The organism is Parabacteroides sp. Y3-G-102, assembly GCF_023656845.1.
In the GTDB taxonomy this organism is placed as follows: Bacteria; Bacteroidota; Bacteroidia; order Bacteroidales; family Tannerellaceae; genus Parabacteroides; species Parabacteroides distasonis.
In genome coordinates this window covers 107,201-129,737 of record NZ_JAMOKU010000003.1, presented here as the reverse complement: position 1 = coordinate 129,737, position 22,537 = coordinate 107,201, and the positions used below count along the sequence as shown (strand labels likewise).

At 43.9% G+C, this 22,537-nt stretch carries 10 protein-coding genes; 4 read left to right on the top strand and 6 right to left on the bottom strand.

The window, feature by feature from the left end; genetic code table 11:
• Positions 1–83: 83 nt before the first annotated feature.
• Positions 84–1,679, bottom strand: coding sequence for a M28 family peptidase (locus NBH16_RS02480; RefSeq protein ID WP_005866675.1), 1,596 nt, complete (start codon positions 1,677–1,679; stop codon positions 84–86).
• A gap of 324 nt (positions 1,680–2,003) precedes the next feature.
• Here NBH16_RS02480 and NBH16_RS02475 point away from each other — a divergent pair, with 324 nt between their 5' ends.
• Both NBH16_RS02475 and NBH16_RS02470 read left to right on the top strand, forming a co-directional pair.
• Positions 2,004–2,918, top strand: coding sequence for a ribonuclease Z (locus NBH16_RS02475; protein WP_005861069.1), 915 nt, complete (start codon positions 2,004–2,006; stop codon positions 2,916–2,918).
• 86 nt (positions 2,919–3,004) lie between these two features.
• Positions 3,005–3,325, top strand: a complete 321-nt coding sequence (locus tag NBH16_RS02470) for a T9SS type A sorting domain-containing protein (RefSeq protein ID WP_005861068.1) — start codon at positions 3,005–3,007, stop codon at positions 3,323–3,325.
• A 220-nt stretch (positions 3,326–3,545) separates the two neighbouring features.
• Here NBH16_RS02470 and NBH16_RS02465 read toward each other — a convergent pair whose 3' ends face one another.
• Positions 3,546–6,992 (bottom strand): DUF6383 domain-containing protein, encoded by a 3,447-nt coding sequence (locus tag NBH16_RS02465; RefSeq protein WP_158533115.1) that lies wholly within the window; start codon positions 6,990–6,992, stop codon positions 3,546–3,548.
• A 1,350-nt stretch (positions 6,993–8,342) separates the two neighbouring features.
• On the opposite strand from NBH16_RS02465, the gene NBH16_RS02460 reads away from it, so the two are divergent.
• Positions 8,343–9,224, top strand: a complete 882-nt coding sequence (locus NBH16_RS02460) for an Rpn family recombination-promoting nuclease/putative transposase (RefSeq protein ID WP_250788058.1) — start codon at positions 8,343–8,345, stop codon at positions 9,222–9,224.
• Positions 9,225–9,317: 93 nt separating this feature from the next.
• Here NBH16_RS02460 and NBH16_RS02455 read toward each other — a convergent pair whose 3' ends face one another.
• Together NBH16_RS02455 and gpmI are read right to left on the bottom strand one after the other, a co-directional pair.
• Positions 9,318–9,899, bottom strand: a complete 582-nt coding sequence (locus tag NBH16_RS02455; protein ID WP_087343531.1) for a DUF3109 family protein — start codon at positions 9,897–9,899, stop codon at positions 9,318–9,320.
• A 16-nt stretch (positions 9,900–9,915) separates the two neighbouring features.
• Positions 9,916–11,439, bottom strand: a complete 1,524-nt coding sequence (gene gpmI, locus NBH16_RS02450; protein WP_005866663.1) for a 2,3-bisphosphoglycerate-independent phosphoglycerate mutase — start codon at positions 11,437–11,439, stop codon at positions 9,916–9,918.
• Positions 11,440–11,545: 106 nt separating this feature from the next.
• On the opposite strand from gpmI, the gene NBH16_RS02445 reads away from it, so the two are divergent.
• Positions 11,546–12,244: a M48 family metallopeptidase gene (locus NBH16_RS02445; RefSeq protein WP_250788057.1), complete on the top strand. Its 699-nt coding sequence runs from the start codon at positions 11,546–11,548 to the stop codon at positions 12,242–12,244.
• Between the two features lie 45 nt (positions 12,245–12,289).
• Here the strand turns inward: NBH16_RS02445 and NBH16_RS02440 are convergent, their stop codons facing one another.
• Together NBH16_RS02440 and sov are read right to left on the bottom strand one after the other, a co-directional pair.
• Positions 12,290–15,004, bottom strand: coding sequence for a TonB-dependent receptor (locus tag NBH16_RS02440; RefSeq protein WP_122382788.1), 2,715 nt, complete (start codon positions 15,002–15,004; stop codon positions 12,290–12,292).
• Positions 15,005–15,104: 100 nt separating this feature from the next.
• Complete coding sequence (sov, locus tag NBH16_RS02435; protein ID WP_048927901.1) at positions 15,105–22,523, bottom strand: T9SS outer membrane translocon Sov/SprA; 7,419 nt, start codon at positions 22,521–22,523, stop codon at positions 15,105–15,107.
• Positions 22,524–22,537 lie beyond the last annotated feature (14 nt).

The window sequence follows — 22,537 nt, the reverse complement described above, 5'->3', positions numbered from 1 at the left end:
TCAATGTGCCAGTGAGAATGCAAGTGATAGTATCTTAATTGACACATTAGCATATTGGCATATTGCTACATTGGCACATTAATTTATTGCCTTTGGAAGTCCGCCTCTTTTGTCCACTTAGGCATCTCATCATTGTTGGCGATAACTAAACCGATACTAAACATTAAGTTCATATCTTCCATAGCCCCATCAAAATCCCACCAAGATTCATCATACTCATCATTCGGTTGGTGATACCGGTAAACTTTCGGTTTAGCCTCATGGCGTGCTTTATCCACGTAATCCTTACCGCCACCAACTAAAATCGTAGGTACGCCTTTTTTCACGAAATTAAAATGATCGGAACGGAAATAACCACCCGCAGGATCTTCGGTGATAACCTTCACGGTCCGCCCTTGTGCCGAGGCCATAGCGATCACCAAGGCATCTGTATCCGTCTTGCCCGCTGCCCGGAGAGAAACATCATGGGTACGCTCACGCGGAGCAGTGCCGTCAAAATTCAAGTTAATAGCTGTTTTAGATAACGGGAACAAAGGATGCTCACAATAGTACTGAGAACCTAATAAGCCACATTCCTCGGAAGTCACCGCCACGAATACGATAGAGCGACGAGGACGAACAGGCAATGATTGATATTTCTTAGCTAATAGCATTAAGGTAGCCACACCCGAAGCATTATCACTAGCGCCATTATAGATACTATCCCCATCTATCGGAGTACCGATCCCAAAATGATCCCAATGAGCGGTAAAAACCAAGTATTCATCTTTCAAGTCCGTGCCCGGTAAAACAGCCGCCACATTATGAGACTCGCCTACGGTCATCTTTACATTTAATATAACCTTACTCTTCGCCTTCATCGTAAAACTCTTGAAACCCGGTTTCTTCGCCGCGGCAATCGTCTCATCAAAATTCAATCCGCTAAGGGCGAACATTTTCTTGCAAGCCTCCTCCGAGAGCCATCCCTTCATGCCCAAAGCTTCCGCATTCATTGTCTCCGAGCAAAGAGCGATATTTGTCTGCACGTGAGAAGCCTGACAGACCTTCCAACCATACGAAGCGGCCGCCTCGTTATGAAGAACCAATAAACCTGCAGCACCTTGGCGTTGCGCCTCCTCGAACTTATAAGTCCAACGACCATAATAGGTCATGTTCTTTCCGCGAAACAAAGACGTATCATAAAAACCGGGATCATTCACCATAGCGATAACGATTTTCCCCTTCACGTCTACATTCGCATAATCGTTCCAACCATATTCCGGCGCATTAATACCAAACCCACAGAACACATAATCCGTAGTAGGAATAACTACCTTTTCAGTCCCCCGGTTCGTCCAAACGACAATATCATCCGAGAACTTCAAATCCATAGAGCCTTTCGCGCATTTCACCGTGATCTTATTCTTTACCGGACGGGTAAAAGTAGATATTTCCTTCACCGGCTGGAAATAACTATCGCCATTAGCAGGCTGAAGACCTAGTTTCTTAAATTCATCAGCGATGTAATGGATTGTTTTCGTCTCATACTCGGTCAAAGGCTTACGCCCTCCGAACTCATCCGAGCCTAAAGTCTTTACTCGTTCCTTAAAAAAAGCCAAATCTTCCTCATAACTCTGGGCCATAACAGATACGCCCATAGCGAGCATCAGAAGAAAAACAGAGATAAAATTCTTGTTCATAATCGTAGATTGTTAAATGACATAATTTATTAGATATAGGTATTTAGATTTCAAAATAACAATAAAAAAAGGAAACGGCGAAGCTCACGCTTGGCCGTTTCTACATTTAACCGTTTTAAACAAAAAGAAAAAGTTAGTTAAGGCTTAGAAAAAAATATCTTAAGTCTATTTACCGACTGTATATTCGCTTTCCCGAAGGACAGCAAACAAATATATGGAATCCACCTCATCCTGCATACATTACACTTTGTTTTTTTGTTATTTTTCACAGAACAGAAATGCTTTTGTATTATCTTTGCACTCAATTATTCCCATAGACAACAAATGGCTGATTTTGATATAAACATATTGGGATGCGGTTCCGCATTGCCCACGACACGCCATCTGGCGACCTCTCAAATAGTAGATTTACGAGATAAACTATACATGATCGACTGCGGGGAAGGCACGCAAGTGCAAATGCGTCGTATGCGTATAAAATTCAGCCGTTTAAATCATATCTTCATCTCCCACCTACACGGAGATCATTGCTTCGGGCTACCGGGATTGATTTCTACATTAGGTATGCTGGGACGTAATGGAGAACTTGTTATTCATGGGCCGAAAGAGATCGAGAGCTATATGCGTCCGATACTTGATATCTTTTGCAAAGGGTTGCCTTATGAGATCCGTTTTAACCTAATCGATCCGACAACTCATTCGTTAGTTATGGAAGATCGCTCCTTAAGCGTTTATTCCATTCCGTTAAAGCACCGTATACCCTGTTGTGGCTATTTATTCGCCGAGAAAGCCAAAGAAGCGCATATCATCCGGGAGATGACAGATTTCTATCAAGTTCCCGTCCGTATGATGCAAGAGATCAAAAGGGGCGCTGATTTCGTCACCCCGGAAGGAGAGGTAATCCCGAATGCCCGCTTAACCCGCCCTGCCGTCGCTCCCAAACGGTATGCTTATTGCTCGGATACAGCTTTTCACCCATCTATAATCCCCATCATTGAAGGGGTGGATTTATTATACCACGAGGCGACTTTCGCTGAATGTGACGCCGCACGTGCGAAAGAGACCTTCCACTCTACCGCCCGCCAAGCAGCCGAGATTGCTTATAAAGCCCAAGTGAAGCGATTGGTTATCGGTCATTACTCGGCTCGTTACGAGGATATGGCACCGTTAAAGAAAGAAGCAGACAAGATATTTCCCGGCACGATCTTAGGAGAGGAAGGTATGAGGCTTAGCGTATAATCATACATCCGTTTTACGAAATAAAGCTAATTACTTTCTAATATGCAGAAAACTTTCTACATTTGTACGAATTTAGGGACAAGTAAATGAAGCTTATACATATCATCGCTTTGGCACTTGCATTCTCCGCAAGTTATCCGGTTTACGCGCAAGCTAATAAATCGGGAGTCAAGACATTTGCTTCTAGGCAAGAAGATCCCTCTCCTATCGAAATCACGGCCTACGAGAATCGCATCAAGGTAGAGAACGCTCCTGTCGGGAGTATCTTGGAAATCTACAGTGTCGTAGGCATCAAGGTGAAAGAAATCGAAGTCAAGCAGTCCACCGCCGAATATGTCGTAGATATCGCAAAGGGATATTATATCATCCGCATTGGCGATACGGTACGCAAGGTGGCGATACGATAAATAAAAGCCCCATAGGATAAATCCCACGGGGCTTGTTTTTTGATCCGCTCTCTCTTCTCACGAGGATACCTGCGGAAGAACTTTTAATTACTTTAGTATTAATATGCCACGTGTTCACCCGTCACGGGATACTTTTTTATTGTGGCATAGTTATTTAATTATATATATTACATAAAGGCGGGTCTCCCCGCCTCTATTATTTTAAGCTATACGGCTTATCTTATTTAACGACTGTCTTAACAGCCTCTTCACCATCAACAGCTACTGCTACGATACCAGCAGGTACGGAGATTGTAGCGTTATCAGAAGTAAGAACTGTCTCAGCGACAACCTTACCTAAGATGTTAGTGATAACTACAGACTTGCCAGCGGCACCTTGAACAGTTACAGTACCGTTACCAGCTACTACAGATACGCCTTCTACAGAAACTTCATCGTTAGAAGTTACCATATCCTCAGCGTCTGTCTTCTGGTATGCGTTGAATACCAATGCACCGTCACCACCAGTCTTAGCAGCCTCGAATGTAGCGGCCTTGTCGGTCAATACTAAACATCCATTATGCATCTTCAACCAAGCGGCAGCATTTTTAGGAGCGATTGCACGAGAAGCGTCACCAGCTACGGTCTGATATTGAGTATCAGTTGCGCCATATACGTTAGACTCGATCAAGAATGAGTTGTTCTCACCCTCTTTACCATCTACATAAGCGATAGCAGCCAAATCAGGATTTACATAACGGAATGACCAAGTTACATTCTTATGCTTGTCACCTGTCAATACGTTGATGAAGCTAGCGTAGTTCTTGTGGTAGTCTGCGCTGATCGCCTCGATACCCTCGTTCTTCAATTGCTCAGCAGTCATACCTTTGTATTTGCCTGTCAAAACAAACAAAGTATCACCGTATTGAACGGCAGGAACGAAACCTACGCGAGTATAGCTACTGTTAGAAACAGCCTTGGTATTGAACAAATACGGGTTAACAGAAGCAGCGATGTTTGCTTTAGCTGAGTCAGAGAAGTTAACCAAATACTTACCATAGATGAAAGCCGGAGTCTTCACATGAACGGCATGTACACATTGATATGGATCGTCTGTAACTTTACCGTCAGCAGTGATGTGATTATTTGTAGTCTCCGTACAAGGAATGATCTTCTCACCCTCGATCAACTCACGATAAGCAGAAACCAAGTATTGAGGTTTAACCTTACCTGCGCCACGAGTCAACCAAGCGGTATCGATACGGAAGGCCAATTTACCATTTGCTTTATCTTTATTCCAGATACCAGCGTAATCAACAGTCTCCGTAGTCAAGTTCGGGTTCCACTCATCCATCAAGTATTCCTGACGAATAGACTCAACGAAATACAAGCTATCTGTTGAGTTATCAGCATTCTCACCTACAAGCTTATTATCGAACTGACGATACAACGGAGTCTGATCCGGAGCGATATAGAAAGCAGAAGTTCTTGTCTCTTTCAAGGTCTGAGCCTTCAAGGAAGCGTTAGCGTCATAGTCAGAAACACCAGCCTTATAGTTACGGATGATACCATTTGTACTAGCCTCCAAGATCGCATAGTAATGATTATAGCCAGCACCTTCCGCCAACTCAATACAGTTGTTCTCCTTGAAGTAAACCGAATCCGAAGATGCATTCAACTTACTTACAGTGTATTTGTTCTCTTTAGCCTCATCGTAGTTACCGAAGATCGCTCCATCATAAGAAATCTGGTACATCTTTCTAACCAACTGAGCCAAGCCCGGGATTCTGCCCTTGTCACCATTGATAGCGGAAGGATTATAACCATAAGCATGTTCTTTGCCTTTAGTCTGGATCTTGAACGCAGTCATACCATCCTTTACAGTCATCGTAGAATCTTTCACGACAGCGATGTATTTGTCTGTCGCATATGGATGCCAGTAGTTGAATGTATACTTGTTGATCATCAACTCTTCTTCAGACAGATTCTTGTAACCAAGATATTTATCGCTATAGTACTTCTTATCTACCGGTACAAATTCCAAAGAATCTCCAGCGAAGTTTGAAGCATAGTAATATTTAGCACCTACATTCTTATTCAACTGAATACCAGAATAAGTAACTGCTGGAGAATACTCACGGTTCCAAGCATTGATCGGAGAAACATTATTCTTATCCGTAGCGTTCACCTTCAATACAACCCATTGATAAGCCGGCATATGATTAGCATCCTGTAAGTCCAAAGTCACCCATTCTGCTGTATTCGTTTGCTCTACGTTATTAACCCAAGTAGTATCGTTATGGATAGGGACTGACAAATACTTACCAGTCTTAGCGCTCTTGATCAAATATACGCCATCAGCGATAGAAGTCTTCGTTGTCGTATAAGTGCCACAGCCCTTATAGTTCAAAGCGATCTCAACCTCTTTCTTGAAATAGATCGTAGCGATACGGATTTGGTCAGCCTTAACCAAGTCTTGAACAGTTACGTAGTTTGCTTTTCCATATTGATCAACATCCGCATTGGTAGCATTAACAGAATTAGTACTGTCAAACGTACCATCGGCTTTTAACTTAATGATTTCCGCAGTATTAGCTGCAATAGCCGCACCAAACTTACCGTTCTTGCCATCCTTCGTATAAGTAACTTGCTTAACCTGAATAACCAAGCTATCTTTTGCAGGGAAGTAAACGAAACGGAACTTAGATTGATCTTTCAAAGCTGTGCCCAATGTATCAGCTACTGTATGCTTCGTCGTTCCAGCTGCGTTCAATTTAGCATAAGTAAGTTGTTTTGTGTTGAAACCTAAGAAACGAGCACCATTCTCATTTACATAAGCAGTATCTACATAAACGAAAGTAGAATCAGCTTTCTTACCTGTAATGATACGCAACCAAGAAGGGTCTACCGTACCGTTATCCTCTGCATCTACAGCGAAGAACTTAGCGTCGTCCGTGAAATAATTCTTCAAAGTAGTGTTATTCTTGTCGTCAACGAATGTCAGCTTAACACCCTTATCAGCGGTTTGAGTTCCGAAGATTGTATTAACAGCATTCGCGTTCATTACGATTGAATCCGGTTCTACCAAAGTGAATTTAGTAAATACAGAACCAGTTTGAGCATCTGCTTGAGCAGTTGTAGCAGTCGCTTTTCCTAACACGAATACATTTGATGTATTAAGCTTAAGACCAACCACTGAATCTGCGTGGAAATAAGAATACAAAGTAGCAGGGTTCATCGCATCCTTATAAGTCGCAGAGAAAGCCCAATCTTGCATCTCACCACCTACGACAGCACCAGTTGCAGCATATGTAGCACCCGAAGCAGGTTTAGCCGCACCATTCAGCGCTGTACCGGCATACGCAACATCCAAACGCTGACCTGTAGCCTTATTCGTGAAGTTGTAGACAGGAGCTTTTCCATAACCCTCAGCAGTTACCTCAACACACCACAAGGAATACGCAAGAGTGTCGGGATTTGCAGCAATCTGATTATACGTCAACGGAAGAAGCTTGCCGTCCTTGTCCATTGTAAGGACCTTGTCTGTGCCAGTAGTTGCCCCAGTGACATCAACCGCCAACTGATATAAACCATCAGCAGCGACAGTCTTCACGGGTCCTCCCGCATTAGCCGTCACCGCACCCAGAAGCGCAGCACCAGCCAAAAGAGTAGAAAACTTTTTGTTCATAATTCTAAAATTAATATTAATACTAGTGTTTATTAAGATAATCAGCTCATTACGTTATCGTATCGATTGCTTTGTCATTCAAAAACGACTAGTTTAAACGAAGGTTTTAATCTTGCGTTTTATAAGGGGTAAATAGAAAGGTTTGTTGAAGGAATCGCTTGTTTCGTAAAGGATAACCTATCCTATTGATAAGAAAGAGAATAAGCTGTAAAAAAATAGCCCGGAAGGGTTGCAAGTATCGAAGAAACGCGTACCTTTGCAAATGACTAAAAGAATCGTTCGTTTAAACTAGTCGTTTCCATACTCCAGATATCATTTCAATCTATTATTCATCAACTTTTATAGTATAGCATTAATAATGTACAGGCGTACATTAATATTATATTAAACAAGTCATCCGGAATTTACGGATTGTCATTATGACACTTTGTAAATTAAAGCCCTTGAGAATCGAATTTTCCGGGAGATTATACATATAGTTCCGTAAAACGAGAAAAAATATTCGCAAGTAGTTATTCCATAATAAGATAACGGAATACGCCCTTTCATTCTGGCGAAAATTATTCATCCTAATTCATATTCTTAAGGCTAAAACCTATAATTCATCCGTATGTGAAGGCTATTTCTATCGTATGCGATAGGGATTACTACCGTATGTATCACCTAATACATACGGTTATGTCGGCTAAAACATACGGTTGCGTCGGCTAACGCATATATTCGCGTGGGCAAACACCACCTTTCTCACCGGAAAAGCGACCTTTTACCTATAAATAAGAGACAAAAAGGCCCTTTTCACCTATTTCTTCTCTCTGGTTAGACTTCTCCAAAGAAGAGGTATGTCAAACAAACAGCCTTGTTTCGCACAAACTGTCATGATTATCGCCGCTTCGCTTACCATCCATCCGCAAGGGCTATAACAGAATAATCGACATAGAAAAGCCCCGCAGGATAACTGAACCGCATCCCAAAGCCACTGAGAAGACATTGTTGATTCCGGTATAAAGAGGCTTTCCAAGTGATTAGTTATTCACTTCAACAGCCAATGAGAGGGCCCGTTTATTGGTTATCAAGGCCTGTACAGGCACATGTTTCCCGCATTTAAAATAAGCTCTGGCTTACATTTGACGCGGAAAGCCTCATTAACCCACCTTTAGCTTTAAGGCTGTATCCTTTATGCGTTCACTATATCTCGTCTTCACTCAAACTACACAAGGTGTTTCCGAAAAAAGACGTTCGTGTTTTTTTAAAGCCTAAATGAATGCCCCATATAATAAAAATCGTATCTTTATCGCCAAAGATGGAAAAGAGCCATCTATATCCTATTAATCACTAAAACCTATAAACACTATGGGAAAATTTATCAACCCCTTCACCGATTTCGGCTTCAAGCACATATTCGGTAGGGAAATGGACAAGGACATACTAATCGAGTTCCTGAATGACCTCCTCGAAGGGGAGCATACGATCATGGACCTGAGGATCATGAACAATGAGCGATTGCCCGAGACAGAGCAAGGAAGGAAAGTCATCTTCGATATCCATTGCGAGACCGACAAGGGCGAACGGATCATAATCGAGATGCAGAACAGGGAACAGCCCCACTTCAAGGACAGGGCCTTATACTACCTCTCGCACTCGGTGGTGGAACAGGGTATAAAGGGAACATGGGACTATGAGCTGGCGGCCGTGTACGGAGTATTCTTCTTGAACTTCACGCTCGACGAAGAGAACGGGTCAGACAAAAACGGGAAGGAGGGAAAATTCCGAAGGGACATCATATTGGCGGACCGGGAGAACGGACAGGTATTCAACCCCAAGTTCCGCCAAATCTATATTGAGCTTCCTCGATTCAGCAAAGAGGAGGAAGAATGCGAGACAGATTTTGAACGTTGGATTTATGTACTAAAGCATATGGATACATTAGACAGAATGCCTTTCAAGGCACGCAAGGCCATATTCGAACGGTTGGAACGCATCGGATCCATGGCGAACCTCACCCCCAAACAACGGGCGCAGTACGAGGCGGAGTGGAAGATGTATAATGATTATTATAACACCTTGGATTTCGCCGTTGAGAAAGGCATGAAAAAAGGAATGGAAGAAGGATTGCAAGAAGGATTGCAAAAAGGAAAAGAATCTACGGCACGTAATATGAAAGCCGAGGGAATAACCCCTCTTATCATCCAAAAATGCACCGGCCTTTCCCTTGAGGAAATAGAGCGACTATAAAACAAAATCCCTTCAGCCTCCATCCGTTTTTAACGTATAGTTATCAAAGGAAGAGACTGAAGGGATTTTTTATATTTATAAACGATCTAAAAGCTACTCCTCACGCTGCTTCTTCCATTCCTCCGCACACTCTTCCAAGGCCTTATACCAAGCCTGGCCGAACTTACGGATCAAGGGCTCCTTGAGGAACTTATAAACCGGTAATTGCTCTTTCTTTCCTAAGATCTCCGCTGCCTTACAAACGCTCCAGCGATGATAGTTCACGGCCTTGAAATCCCGATACTGAGTGACACGTATCGGGTAAAGATGGCAAGAAACAGGCTTATAGAAATCCGTCTTACCTTCCCGGTATGCTTTCTCGATAGCGCATTTACAAGTACCATCGGCGTCGTAACAGGTAAAGACACAATCTTTGCCGTTCACGATAGAGGTAACCGTATCGCCTTCCTCATCGATATAAGCTACGCCTTGCTTATGAATGACCTCTTGAGCTTTCGGGGATAAATCATCCCAAATAATGGGCAATACTTTCTGGAGCTTCGCCAACTCCGAATCCTCTAATGGAGCGCCGGAATCTCCTTCCACGCAGCATACCCCCTTACATTTGGAAAGATCACATAAAAAATAACGCTCGATAACGTCAAGACTTACTAAAGTGTCATCTATCTGGATCATAAGATGCGCCTAGCTCTTATTTAATCAATGACTTACCAGTCATCTCCTTCGGCTGTTTCAAGCCCAAGATGTGAAGGATTGAAGGAGCCACATCGGCCAAGATACCATCCTCTACTTTAGCGTCCTTGTTGGCTGTCACATAAACGAATGGAACAGGGTTCAAGGAGTGAGCCGTATTCGGAGTGCCATCCTCGTTCAAGGCGTGATCCGCATTACCATGGTCAGCAATGATGATTACCTCATAGTCGTTGGCTTTAGCGGCCTCAACCGTATCGTGCAAGCAAGCGTCGATCGTTACGACCGCTTTCTCGATCGCTTTGTAGATACCCGTATGGCCTACCATATCACCGTTGGCGTAGTTCACTACGATGAAATCGAATTTCTTCGTATTGATAGCGTCCACCAATTTATCTTTCACCTCGAAAGCGCTCATTTCCGGTTTTAAGTCGTAAGTAGCCACTTTAGGAGAAGGGACCAAGATACGCTCCTCGCTATCGAACGGAGTCTCGCGGCCACCGTTGAAGAAGAAAGTCACGTGAGCGTATTTCTCTGTCTCGGCGATATGCAACTGAGTCTTACCTACGTTTGCCAAGAACTCACCCAGCGTATTATTTACGTTCTCTTTGTCGAACAAGATATGAACACCCTTGAAGCTAGCGTCGTACGGAGTCATACAGAAATATTGCAAGCCCGGGATCGTATGCATACCAGCCTCCGGCATATCTTGCTGAGTCAATACAACCGTAAGCTCTTTCGCACGGTCGTTACGATAGTTGAAGAAGATCACGACATCGCCTTCCTCGATAACAGCAACCGGCTTTCCGTTCTCAACGTGAACGATCGGCTTGATGAACTCGTCCGTTACACCCTCGGCGTACGACTCTTCCATCGCTTTTACCATGCACTCGGCTTGCTTACCCTTACCTTCGACCAATAAGTCGTAAGCCTCTTTCACACGTTCCCAACGTTTGTCACGGTCCATAGCGTAATAACGTCCGATGATAGAAGCGATCTTACCGCCGGTAGTCTTCAGATGATTCTCCAACGTCTCGATAAAGCCTTTACCACTCTTCGGGTCCGTATCACGGCCATCCATGAAGCAATGTACATAAGCCTTGCTGATTCCGTATTCCTTGGCGATATCCGTCAGTTTCATTAAATGCTCCAAAGAGCTATGTACACCACCATCGGAAACCAAGCCCATGAAGTGGATCTGCTTATTATTCTCTTTCGCATAGCCATAAGCACGTTTGATCTCCGGGTTCTCCATGATCGTATTCTCGCGGCAAGCGATGTTGATCTTCACCAAATCTTGGTAAACGATACGGCCAGCACCGATGTTCAAGTGGCCCACCTCAGAGTTACCCATTTGTCCGTCAGGCAAACCAACGTTCTCGCCAGAAGCCTGCAACTGTGAGGCTGGATAAGTTTTCAATAACTCGTCCCAATATGGAGTCGGCGTGTTAAAGATCACGTCGTCTTTACCTTTGTCACCAATTCCCCAACCATCACAGATAATTAAAAGTGCTTTTTTGCTCATGATTGCTAATTTATTATATTGATTATGTTTTTAACCTTTACGATCGCGAAGATAATCAATTCCATCGTATTATTGTTTCTCTCAATGTATTACTTTTGTGGCAGGAATGGAAAAGGATATACAAGACAAGGATTTGGGAGTCATAACGCTCCGTACCACTCCCCGGGCCACTCGATACACGCTCAAGATATCAAAAGGAAAGATAACCGCCACGATGCCACCCGGGGGAGACGAGAAACGTATGATCGCTTTTATCATGGAGAACAAGGCCCGGCTGGTAAAAGCGCTCCAGAAGTATCCGGCCCGGCCCCTGCTCGACGAAAGATCGGAGTTACAGGCTACGACATTCCGCTTGCATATCTTCCGCACCGAGCGAAGTAATTTCTACATGAGATTGGAGGATGGGGTACTGCATATCGCTTGTCCGAATGAGACTCGTTTCGAAGAGGAAGAGGTGCAATCCTTACTGAAATCCATGCTGGAGAAGGCGCTCCGCCACGAGGCGAAACGGTTGTTGCCGGAACGTATCACGCTATTGGCAAGGCAACATGGATTTATGTTGACCGGGGTGAAAATCAATAATAGCAAAACGCATTGGGGAAGTTGTACAATGAAGAAGAGCATTAATCTCTCGCAATCATTAATGCTTCTTCCTTGGCATTTGGTGAATTATGTATTATTGCATGAGCTTTGCCATACGATAGAGATGAACCATAGCGAAAGGTTCTGGAAACTGATGGATAAGGTGACGGACAATCAAGCGATTCGTTTACGAAATGAGTTGAAAAGTTATCATATGTTGTGAGGGGATGAGACGGAGCACGCTCCGTCTCTACAACTGGGTGAATTGTCAGAAATTGGCTCCCACTTGCAGGATGAAAGTCCGGGGTGCGCCGACATCCATCGGGCGAGCGCTATAGCGCTTGTTTAAGAGGTTGTTCACCAGTCCTTGTACATGGATATTCTTCGTCACTTTCATCCCGACACGCATATCCATGACGAAATATCCTTTATTGTTCTCTGCCCAATAATCATGTAAGTTTCCGAATAGCATCGAACGCATATAATCCATCAGGTTAGGCTCCGCCTTCATACGCTCATCGACCATAAAATAATCGACCGCCAATGTCTTGCTTTTCCATGACATATTCGTTCCGATATTAAACCGTTTCCATTCCAGATCGAATACCCCCTTTACGGAATGTTTCTGGCGATATTTTAAATACTTGCTGTCATTCGATTTCGAACGCATCGCCATTAAGTCATCATTCGCTTCCTCCTCCGCGTTCCGTGAATCCACGTCCATATCGATCGGATTCGTATAAACATACCCCAAAGTATATGCCAGACGAGTATCACGGTTAAACTCATACACACCCGAGGTAGACAAGTCTACCCCATAAATCTCCGCCCGGCCTACGTTCGTGAACTGAGCGCCGATTCCTAAGCCGTCGCCGCTAGAGAACGCATTGAACAACTTGGAAAGCCCATCGATATAATCGAAGGTCTTATTATTAAACAGGCCGAAACGGAACTCGATCATATCCTTGTAACGGGTATAAAAGCCGGCCACATCGATAAAGCCTTTCAAATTGCCGAACTTATAACCTTGCTTGAAACCAAGTTCGGCATTATAACCTTGCTCCGCTTTCAATTCAGCGTTCGGGAAAGCTCCCACACCTCCGATATCCTTCAGGATAAACTTCTCCGTAACGGATGGATAACGGTATCCCTGTCCGAAAGATGCCCGGATAAAACTATACTCACCCAACTCATAATTCAAGCCTCCACGGAAAACAGGTTTTATCGGAACCTTCGCCCCGAAAATCTTCGTCTCCGCTTCCCTGTAGAAATCATCGACCCGGTAATACTCCAGACGAACACCGACCGAGACGTTCAAACGATCGATAAATTTATGATCATATTGCAGGAAGGTAGCCACATTATCGCTACTATGCTGCCCGGTCACTTTCGAATCCGCATGAATACGCTCATAAGTACCTCCAACCGTGAGTTGTGAATGATCGAACTTCTTGCTGAATTGGTAATCCAGATTATAGGAATAAGTATGATCCGTAGCCTCCGGCGCCTTTTTCTCCACCGGCTTCATGGCATCTACCAACCAAGCCCCTACGTTATTCTTATCGGGTAGCGGAGTACGTCCCATCACCCAAGAAATCAAGTCCATATAATCCGCCGAGGTAGCTGTCGGGAAAAAATGATTTCCCAGCTTGCCCAATTCACCCATCAATCCGCTCACCTTCCCGTTCATCACCTCCGGCAAATACGGTAAGAAGGTCGGCAATAACTCGGTTTGCCAGTTTTGCGCCATATTGATAATCTCCGGAACAGATGAGATATCAAAACCCATATTATTCGTTATGTCAAAAAGAGACTTATCCGTGGTATGCGTGATGATACGGCTTCCCCGATGGAAGAAACGCCCCTTGAAACGATGAGTCGTCCCTTTTTCCGAATTCGTATAATTCAAGAAGGGATCTATATAAAATGTATTCTCACGGCGTCCCATATTCGCCAGCGGAGATTGAATATAGGGTTCCTCCGGAGAACGCCAGATAAAGAAACCTGTATAATCGTTATACAAGTAATTCACGTTCACACCATAGTTCAACCCTTGTACCCGGGGATCGTGATACGTAAGATTCCCACCGACCCGGACACGGCGGTTGTAATTATCCTGCCGATACCCGTCGTCCAAGAATGTATTAGCCCCCACTGTCAAATCAAAATTCTTGATCCTACGGGAATGAGAGAGATCCAACCCTCCATATAAAGGCGTCCCGTCTTGGCGTGGCTTCCCATACAATCCTCCTTGTACGTTCACCTGTGTTACCGGATCTAATCCGGGGCGTTTCGTTTTCACATGGATCAGACCATTCAACGCAGAAGAGCCATATAATACGGAAGAGGCCCCTTTCAGTACCTCTACTTGATCGACGTTCTCCATCGGGATCATATTCCAGTTTATCTCGCCGGAACCCGGAGTTAGCACCGACATTCCGTCCACCAGAATCAAGCAACGGCTACCCACGCCATAGGTCCATCCCGTACCACCGCGTACGGAAGGTTGCCGGTCCGTTACGTCCACTCCGGAGATATTCTTCAGTACATCCGTTAAATCTTTCGGAGACTGACGAGTGATATCTTTCGCTTTCAATAATTCCATAGAGACGGTAATATCGCTTAGCTTTTGCTCATAACGCCCGACGCTCACGACGACCTCGTCCATCATGTTTGAGCTTGTTCGTAAGGATACGTCACGTGTCAAGAACTCTCCCGGATCTACTTTCACGGGAACGCTCAACGTTTCATATCCCAGATAGCTAAAAGTCAATACAGCGTCGCCATCCGTCACTTTCAGCTCATAATAACCGTTTATATCAGACACAGTTCCTCTCGTACCCCCTTTGTCCTTATAAAAAACGTTTACCCCGGCTAAAGCTTCCTTGCTCTCCGCATCCTTAATATACCCTTTCACGTCTTGGCCGAAAGAGGCTTGGGTTATCAAGAGAAGAAATAATATCAATTTGTAAGTATTCTTCATATCCAAATTATATTTCGCACAAATATAAAGGTTTATTCCATACCGCTAGACAGGTATTTAAAAACAGACCAAGAAGTCCTGTAAATAGACTATACTCTTTTTATTGCGCTAAGGAGAACCGTAAACTAATACCATAGTTCGAGTTCGATGTCGGGTAAGAAGATGTGGACACGATCGGCTCATTGATCTGTAAATCATAGAACGCTCTCAATGTCAAGGCACGACTTAACCCGTAATCCGCAGAGAACTGGATGGTCTTGGCGATATTCCCGCTGGTAGCCTGCGTAAACTGATCCTCTATCTTACGGATCAACGATTGCATTTTACGGTAAGAGAAATCTAAGCGGATCGTAAGATCATTACTGAAGTCCCGTGTCTTTTTCATTTTCAACACCTTGTTAAACTCAGTCAACTTATATCCTACTCCTATCACGAATTCGTTGGAAAGCGCTTCCACCAATTGGTAAGAGGAAATATTCAGGCTTAAGTTACGAGTCTTGCGCAACTCAAACTTACCGGTTATATTATTCAATAAAGTAGCGTCTACACCAAACAACGGGCTGAATCCTTCCGTGATACTCACAGCCGCTATATCATAAGGAGACGATGGCGTAGGATTACCGGTTTGGATATCACGGATATATCCCAAACCATCCTGCCCGGCATCTACCCAATCCAAGAAGGAGGAAAACGCACCTACACTATAGGAACAACGATATTGATGACTCAACATCATGCTCTTAAAGTATTTGCGGATAACCGGTATACGGATCAAGCCATCATACGTAACACGCCAGTTCGGTAGCAGACTCTTAATGGACGGGAAAGCTGACAGACCTACCTTATTTGGGTCCTTGCCTGTATAAGCCGCCAAGAAAGCAGGCACCAATACCTCCATGGAATTCAGACTTACACCTCCCCCTACGGCTGGATCATAAGGTTTTCCGGCTAAAGCATGCCCCGCCATAAAACCGGAACTCGGATAAACCGTACCGGAATATGTATCCGCTAAGCGCTGGGCGATCACGCTACGGTGAGCGATAAATTTATCGAACGCTTTCGAGGAATAACCGTTATTAGCGTTTCCGCTACCGCCGAAAGCGCTACCCAAGGCAATCGTCGTCATCGTAAAGCTACCTCCCATCTGCTCGGGCATACCGTCTTGCATATAATAGATATCGGTACTACGGGTATCTACCCGGTTTGCGTTCAAATCAATCTTCAAGCCGGCTATAGGTTCTAGATTCGCACGAATCGTAAGATTCTTCGCGCTATTGATCATGGCGGGAGTCGTCATATTCTCATTCTTTACCAGCCAGCCCCGCTCGTCCGCCTCGTCGATAAAGCTCCTTCTTACCGCTCCAAAGGCAAAACCGAGTCCCGGAGCCAAAGTTCCTGTACGCCGTTGCCCGAACATATCACCAACCTCCGGAGCGTAACCACTCAACATCATACCGTCTACCAACGAATATTGTATGTTTACCCGACGTACCATCATCAAGAAACGGCTACTATATTCAGCTACTTTTGTTAAAGTTCCCTCCAAAGGCTGAGGACCAGGCACAATTGTCAGCTTCAAATGAGCCGTATCTTTATTCAAGATCATGACTTGGGCATAATTGATCGGCTTATATTTAATTGAATAGACCTTCCCATCCGCTCCACGTGCCGTGATACGAACCTTCTTCGTAAACATTCCATGCTGCACGATCGTTCCACTATCCGGGCTCAATTGAATCTCTTTCTCTAGTTTCACCTCTTTCTTCTTTTTCTCCGGTTGACGAGCGCTTACCCGGGAAGAGGCCATAAATTTCTGGTTGATCTTCTTCAGATATTTATTCTTATTGTACAATGACTGCAAATTGAAACTACCCTGCCAGTCAAATTGACGTTGGTTCTTTATTATATTACCCTGTTCCAACTCAATACTAGCGACATTGGCTCCACGATCCCAGTTGTACGTGGCATTATAAGTCAATGAACTATTTACCCAGTCTAATGCCGGTATGAATTGCAATGGCATATTCCAAGTGACATTAAACGTTTGGTCATATTTCAAAGGAGTACCCAAATCACGGATACTTTGCTTCACGGAATCCTTCCATACCTGATAATCATCCGGATTCAATTTCTTATTCACTTGAACATTCGGTTCCTCGATACGGGCATTCGTACCGGAAGTAAACGTCATGCTCAGATTATTCGTAAAGTCCCAACGCAAACTGAAGGCACGGTCCCACAAGAAATTGTGACTGAATGAGAGCAACTGGTTACCTCCATCCGTAGAACTTGTCAAATCCCTTAGCTTAATCTCATAGTAATTCCGCATCATCGCCGTCTGGAAACTAATATTCGACGGAACGTAATTCAGTCCGAATTGCTTGATATATTTCGTATATCCATTATTCTTCTTCAGCTTCTCGAAGGGTCGGAACGGTTTCACGTAAGGCGTATAATTATAAGCGAAATTACCCCGGTAATCCTTGGTTGTCTCATATTCGGTCTCCGGGTTCTTCTTACTGTTCTGGCTATAAGAGTAACCTAACGAGAAGTTCGCCGGATCATACGGCATCGGGTTCTTGCTACGGATATCTACCTTTACGTTATTGAAAGAGACGCTCTTAATAGTGGTCTGATTCAAAGAATAACTCTTGATGGAGTCTTTCTCGGCTTGGGTCTCTACCGCATCCAAAGCGTCCGAAAGCTTAATATCCTCATTCAACGGATCATACTCAGGAGTTGTAGTCTCTTTCGAATAAGCATAGTAAAAAGGTATGCTAACCTTTGCTTTCTCAGGGAACAACTTACCCAACTCAATCGAGGTCGCCACACTATATTGCGAATAATCATCCATCCGACGTTCGGCCAGCGACTGATCCAACGCACCGAAACCAGCGGTTTCCATTCGTCCACTTACATTGACCGTACCCAAATCGGATAAAGCGACGTTCAGATTCGCATTAGCGGCCCAACCGCCTTTCTCGTCGAAATCGGTCATACGAAGTTCGTTTACCCAAACCTCACCGCTCTTGATATCACCCGTATTATTACGTACGCCGATCATGATCACTTTCACCTCCGCTAAGCTAGGGTTACCGATGATACTGATTTTATTACGCGTATTATCCGGATCATTTTTCGAATAAACCTTTTGGTAGCTTATATTTCCCTGTCCTTGACGTTTCAATTTATTTCGCTCCAACTTCAAGTCGGTTAGAGTCTCCAGTTTAAAATTCAAGGTATTATTTAAAGGCCATACTTTTTCTTGATCCGCACTATTGTTCGTATTATAAAGAATAGTACTATGGGGAGTCAGATCCAAAGGCACCTCATACTCATAATAATTATTCTTATAGTCAGAACCTAAACGAATAAATACAGAGAAATCACCATTCGACAAAGTCTTGCTCTCATCAATCGGCGCTTCCGCATGAGCGAACATTTGTAATCGTTTATACCGGCGAAGGTCATAAGCGGTAGATTTATAAACCGCACGTGCATCCGCAGGAGATAAATCCGTTATTTTCATAGACAATGCCTGCTCGTTCTGTTGAAGCAACTGAGGCTGGCTGGAATCGAACATACGGCTGATACCCGGAGGCAACACATAGTTGACCGGCTGACGCTGCCCGTTCTCCTCTATATTTACAGAAGATACGACGATCTGTCCATCAGACTTTGGCGGAATAAGAGGATTTGACAAATCCTGCGTATAAGTACGCCAATCACCACGAACCAATTCCAAGGTACCGAAACGCAGAACCGTAGACTTACGGAATCCTGTCATATACATACGCATGAAACGGACTGTCTTGAAATCCCGGATCGCTCCAACCCTCTTCTCATAATCTTTAATAGGAATCTTAAATAGATACCATTTTACTTTCTCCTTATCACCATTCATTAAGGTTACTTCCGGAGTACGCTCATCGACGATGTTGTTTACACCGACCTGCAAATCTTTTGGACGGAGAGAGATCTTGTACTCAAAATATTTCTCTGTCTCATTCAACGTATTATCGCCATTGATATCTTCCACATCCGGTGTACTCTTTCCGGCTGTAGCATATCTTTGATCGGATTCTTGTGAGTTTCCCTCTGTACCGTTATATCGTTTATAGCGAGATAAGATATCCAACTCCTTAGCATCGTAATCATCCCCACGGAAATAGTGATAATTATCCCCGGCAGGATCGTTAAAAGGAGAAAACGGATCATCCATCATCTTAGAGATTGTCTCACCGGATAGTTTCGCCCTCAATTTATTCAAATAATCCGCATACGTAGGGAAAATTTGCTCTTCCTCCGTAGAAAGACCGTTCAAACCGACATCTTGCAGCTCACGATTTTGGGCATCAAACGCATATCCCGTACTTTGCGTGCGAGGCACCTTACCCCAAACAGTCGTATCAACTTTCGACATATCACCGTCCACGGGCATACCATTCTCAAAGAATTTCCGCTCATCTTTCAAGATATCCTCGGAAATCTCACCCAAGTTAAAGTATAGGTCACCACCCTCGGCTGTCTCGTCCTCAAGATACGGGTCTAAAAGCCAGAATTCGATATATTCATAATTGGCAGATTCCAAATCGCTAGGCTCGATCTTGCGCATTACACCACCCCAACGTTTTTCCGGATTACCCAACGTACCGTCCGAGTTTACATTTTCCGCATCCAGGTTATACGGACCACGCTCATTCGGGTAAAAAGCGAGGTTTAATACAGGCAAAGTCGTATTATCATTGGTTCCCAACTCTTTATTCGGGAAGATCTCTTTATAACTGACTCCACGGGTGTAATGATTCGATAAATCATCATTCGTAAGATGTCGAGGGCGGGAAGAGGAACTCTTCCGTGTGAAGATTCCGTCTACCGTATACCAAGCCAACAAAGCTCTGTTTTTACCATAAGCGATATCGTTCACCTTCTCCGCTTCCGGAAATTTAGGATTCGAATCTTCATAGGGGGTACTCGCCAAGTTCCAAGCATACGGGTTCAAAAGATCCATACCACTTTGTGTAGACTCGAAGTCATCCAAATAAGAGTAACCACCCGTATATTGATTCTCATAATGTCCCGCTATTAAATGAGCGAATTCCGCATTGAATGAGATTTGGCTAGGTTTGGTCAATGTCAACAAGGGTAACTTATCAAATACATTTGTCAACCACTGGCTCTCGGCTTTATAAGAGGTATTCAAGCCCCATAAAGTATTCTTTATAGACTCATCTCCCAAAGTGGTTTTTACCGTAAGAGGCATTTCCGACATATGCATAACCGTGGCACCGACCATGAAGTCCTTATTGAACTGGTAATTCAAGTCTAACCCGATCATCGTCTTTCGCTGCATATTAAAAGTAGACTGGTTCTCCAGAGATACGCTAACGGGTGTCCCACTCGATATGATGCTCTCATTCAAGATCGTCACACGTCCTAAACTGTAATCTACCGTATAATCCACATTCTCGGTCAGTGTAGCTCCTCCTGCCGTGACACGTACGGATCCACGGGCCACGTTAGTAGCTCCCAAGTCGATCTCCGAACCCGACGAGGCTTTATACTCACCACTTAAAAGAAATTTATTTTTCTCGGCGATCTGGCGAGCAACAGTTAATGTCGAGTCATACAACTCTTGGAATACATATTTACTGGCATAGGCATTACCTACCTTTTCCCGTAATTTCGAGCCGAAAGGTTGTACACAAGGGAATATAATCTTACCGGTCTCCGCCTGTATCGTATAACCGTCAATAAAATCAAAGAAACCATCCGGATTCGGATTGTCATAGGTATCCAAGCGATCCAGCCCTAATACCCGAATCAAGATTTGATTCGCACAATTACCTTCCGGAAGATAGTTTACATACGTACCGGTAGAATCGCTCTGGTAGGTAACGTTTAACTTAAACTTCTCTTTCTGCACCGAATAAGCACCCAATGAGTATACGTTCTTCATCATCAAGTCCCAGAACATCATATCAGGCGACATCGTGATGCCCTTTAGCAACTTCACATAAATACAGTCGCTCGTATTCTCTTTATTATCCGTAGAGAACTCACCGACTTGATAGGTCTTGCCATTATAGATAAAACTAAAAGCGACACCCAATACCTCATCAGCCTGTAACTGAGTCCTCAAAGAAATATAACCCAATTTCTTGTTTAATGTATACTCAGATGACTCTAGCAAACGGGCACTCTCGATTTTTTCAAAATCCCGTCCTCCCTCCATGGAGCCTTTCAACGCATCATTAACCATACTTATCTTACGGGCATCCGTAAATTGAGTGGTTAAAGTCGTATATAAATTGTTTGCGGAATTATTCGGACGTCTGTCCGTTCCGGAAGGCATCACCAACGCAGTATTACCGATATTACGAGATTCATTTTCTCCCAAATCGGTGAAAGCTACGATATTGCGGGACTGGTCATAATTACCGCGTTTATTGGTTACCCATACTTCTATCTTGGAGATCTCGATACCGGAGGTGACGGTAGGCAAAGACTCCATAAACTTATCGTAGTTATCATAGAAATAATGGCCCAAGAAGAAGTGACGGTTCTCGTCGTATTCATCCACCTTGATCTCAAAGGGCTTCGTCTGCACGCCCCCTTTTGAGCTAACCGTCTTGGATTCAGATTCCTGCTGGGCAAACAAGGCGTTCACTCGCAACTTACCAAATTGTAAATCCGCTTTCATACCAAATAAAGCCGCACCTCCATTAATCAAGGAATTGCTGGTATTCATGCTCACGTTACCGGCTTCTAACGACTTGATAATCTCATCCTCCTCGCCTGTATACGCCAACTTCAATTTTTTGGAATCGAAATCAAAAGAGGTCTCGGTATTGTAATTCATTCCGAAATTCACCTTGCTACCCACCGAGGCTTGTACATTCAACTGCACACTCTCGTCAAAATTGAAGAAAGTACGTTTACGGGAACGCTCCGGAAGAGAAGGATCATTATTCTTATTCGTCTTCAATCCCATCGTGATCTCGGCCGAACCTTGTGTTCTTACACGTACTCCACCGGGGCCGAAAATACGTTCCGCCGCACCGATATTAAACTGCATATCGGTTAAGTTGAACTGTTTATTCGTAGCTTTTTGGAATTCTTCCTCGTTCTTTTGGCGGAAATAGGAACGAAGTGATTGTTGCATAGAATAATCTTGGTATTCCGCTGGGGTTAAACTCATCGGCGTACCAATCTCCATATCGCCTAATTTCGTACGAACAATATACGTATTCGTCTTTAAATCATACTCAATCGTAGTCTTGACATTCTCCGGATCACGCAAATCGGCAGGTGATTGTTTCACGATATCTTGATATTCCTCCGGTGTAGTTTTAGCTACCGGATAACGGGGAGGAATCGTATCCTCCGGAGCTTCCAGCAACTCCAATTCCGGCAAAGATGATGTATACGCAAGGTAATCAGCATTCAGCGAATACAAGCCGACACCAAACAATAATACAACGATCCATATGGAATATTTCAGTATTCGTTTTCTCATTTTCTCATTTAATT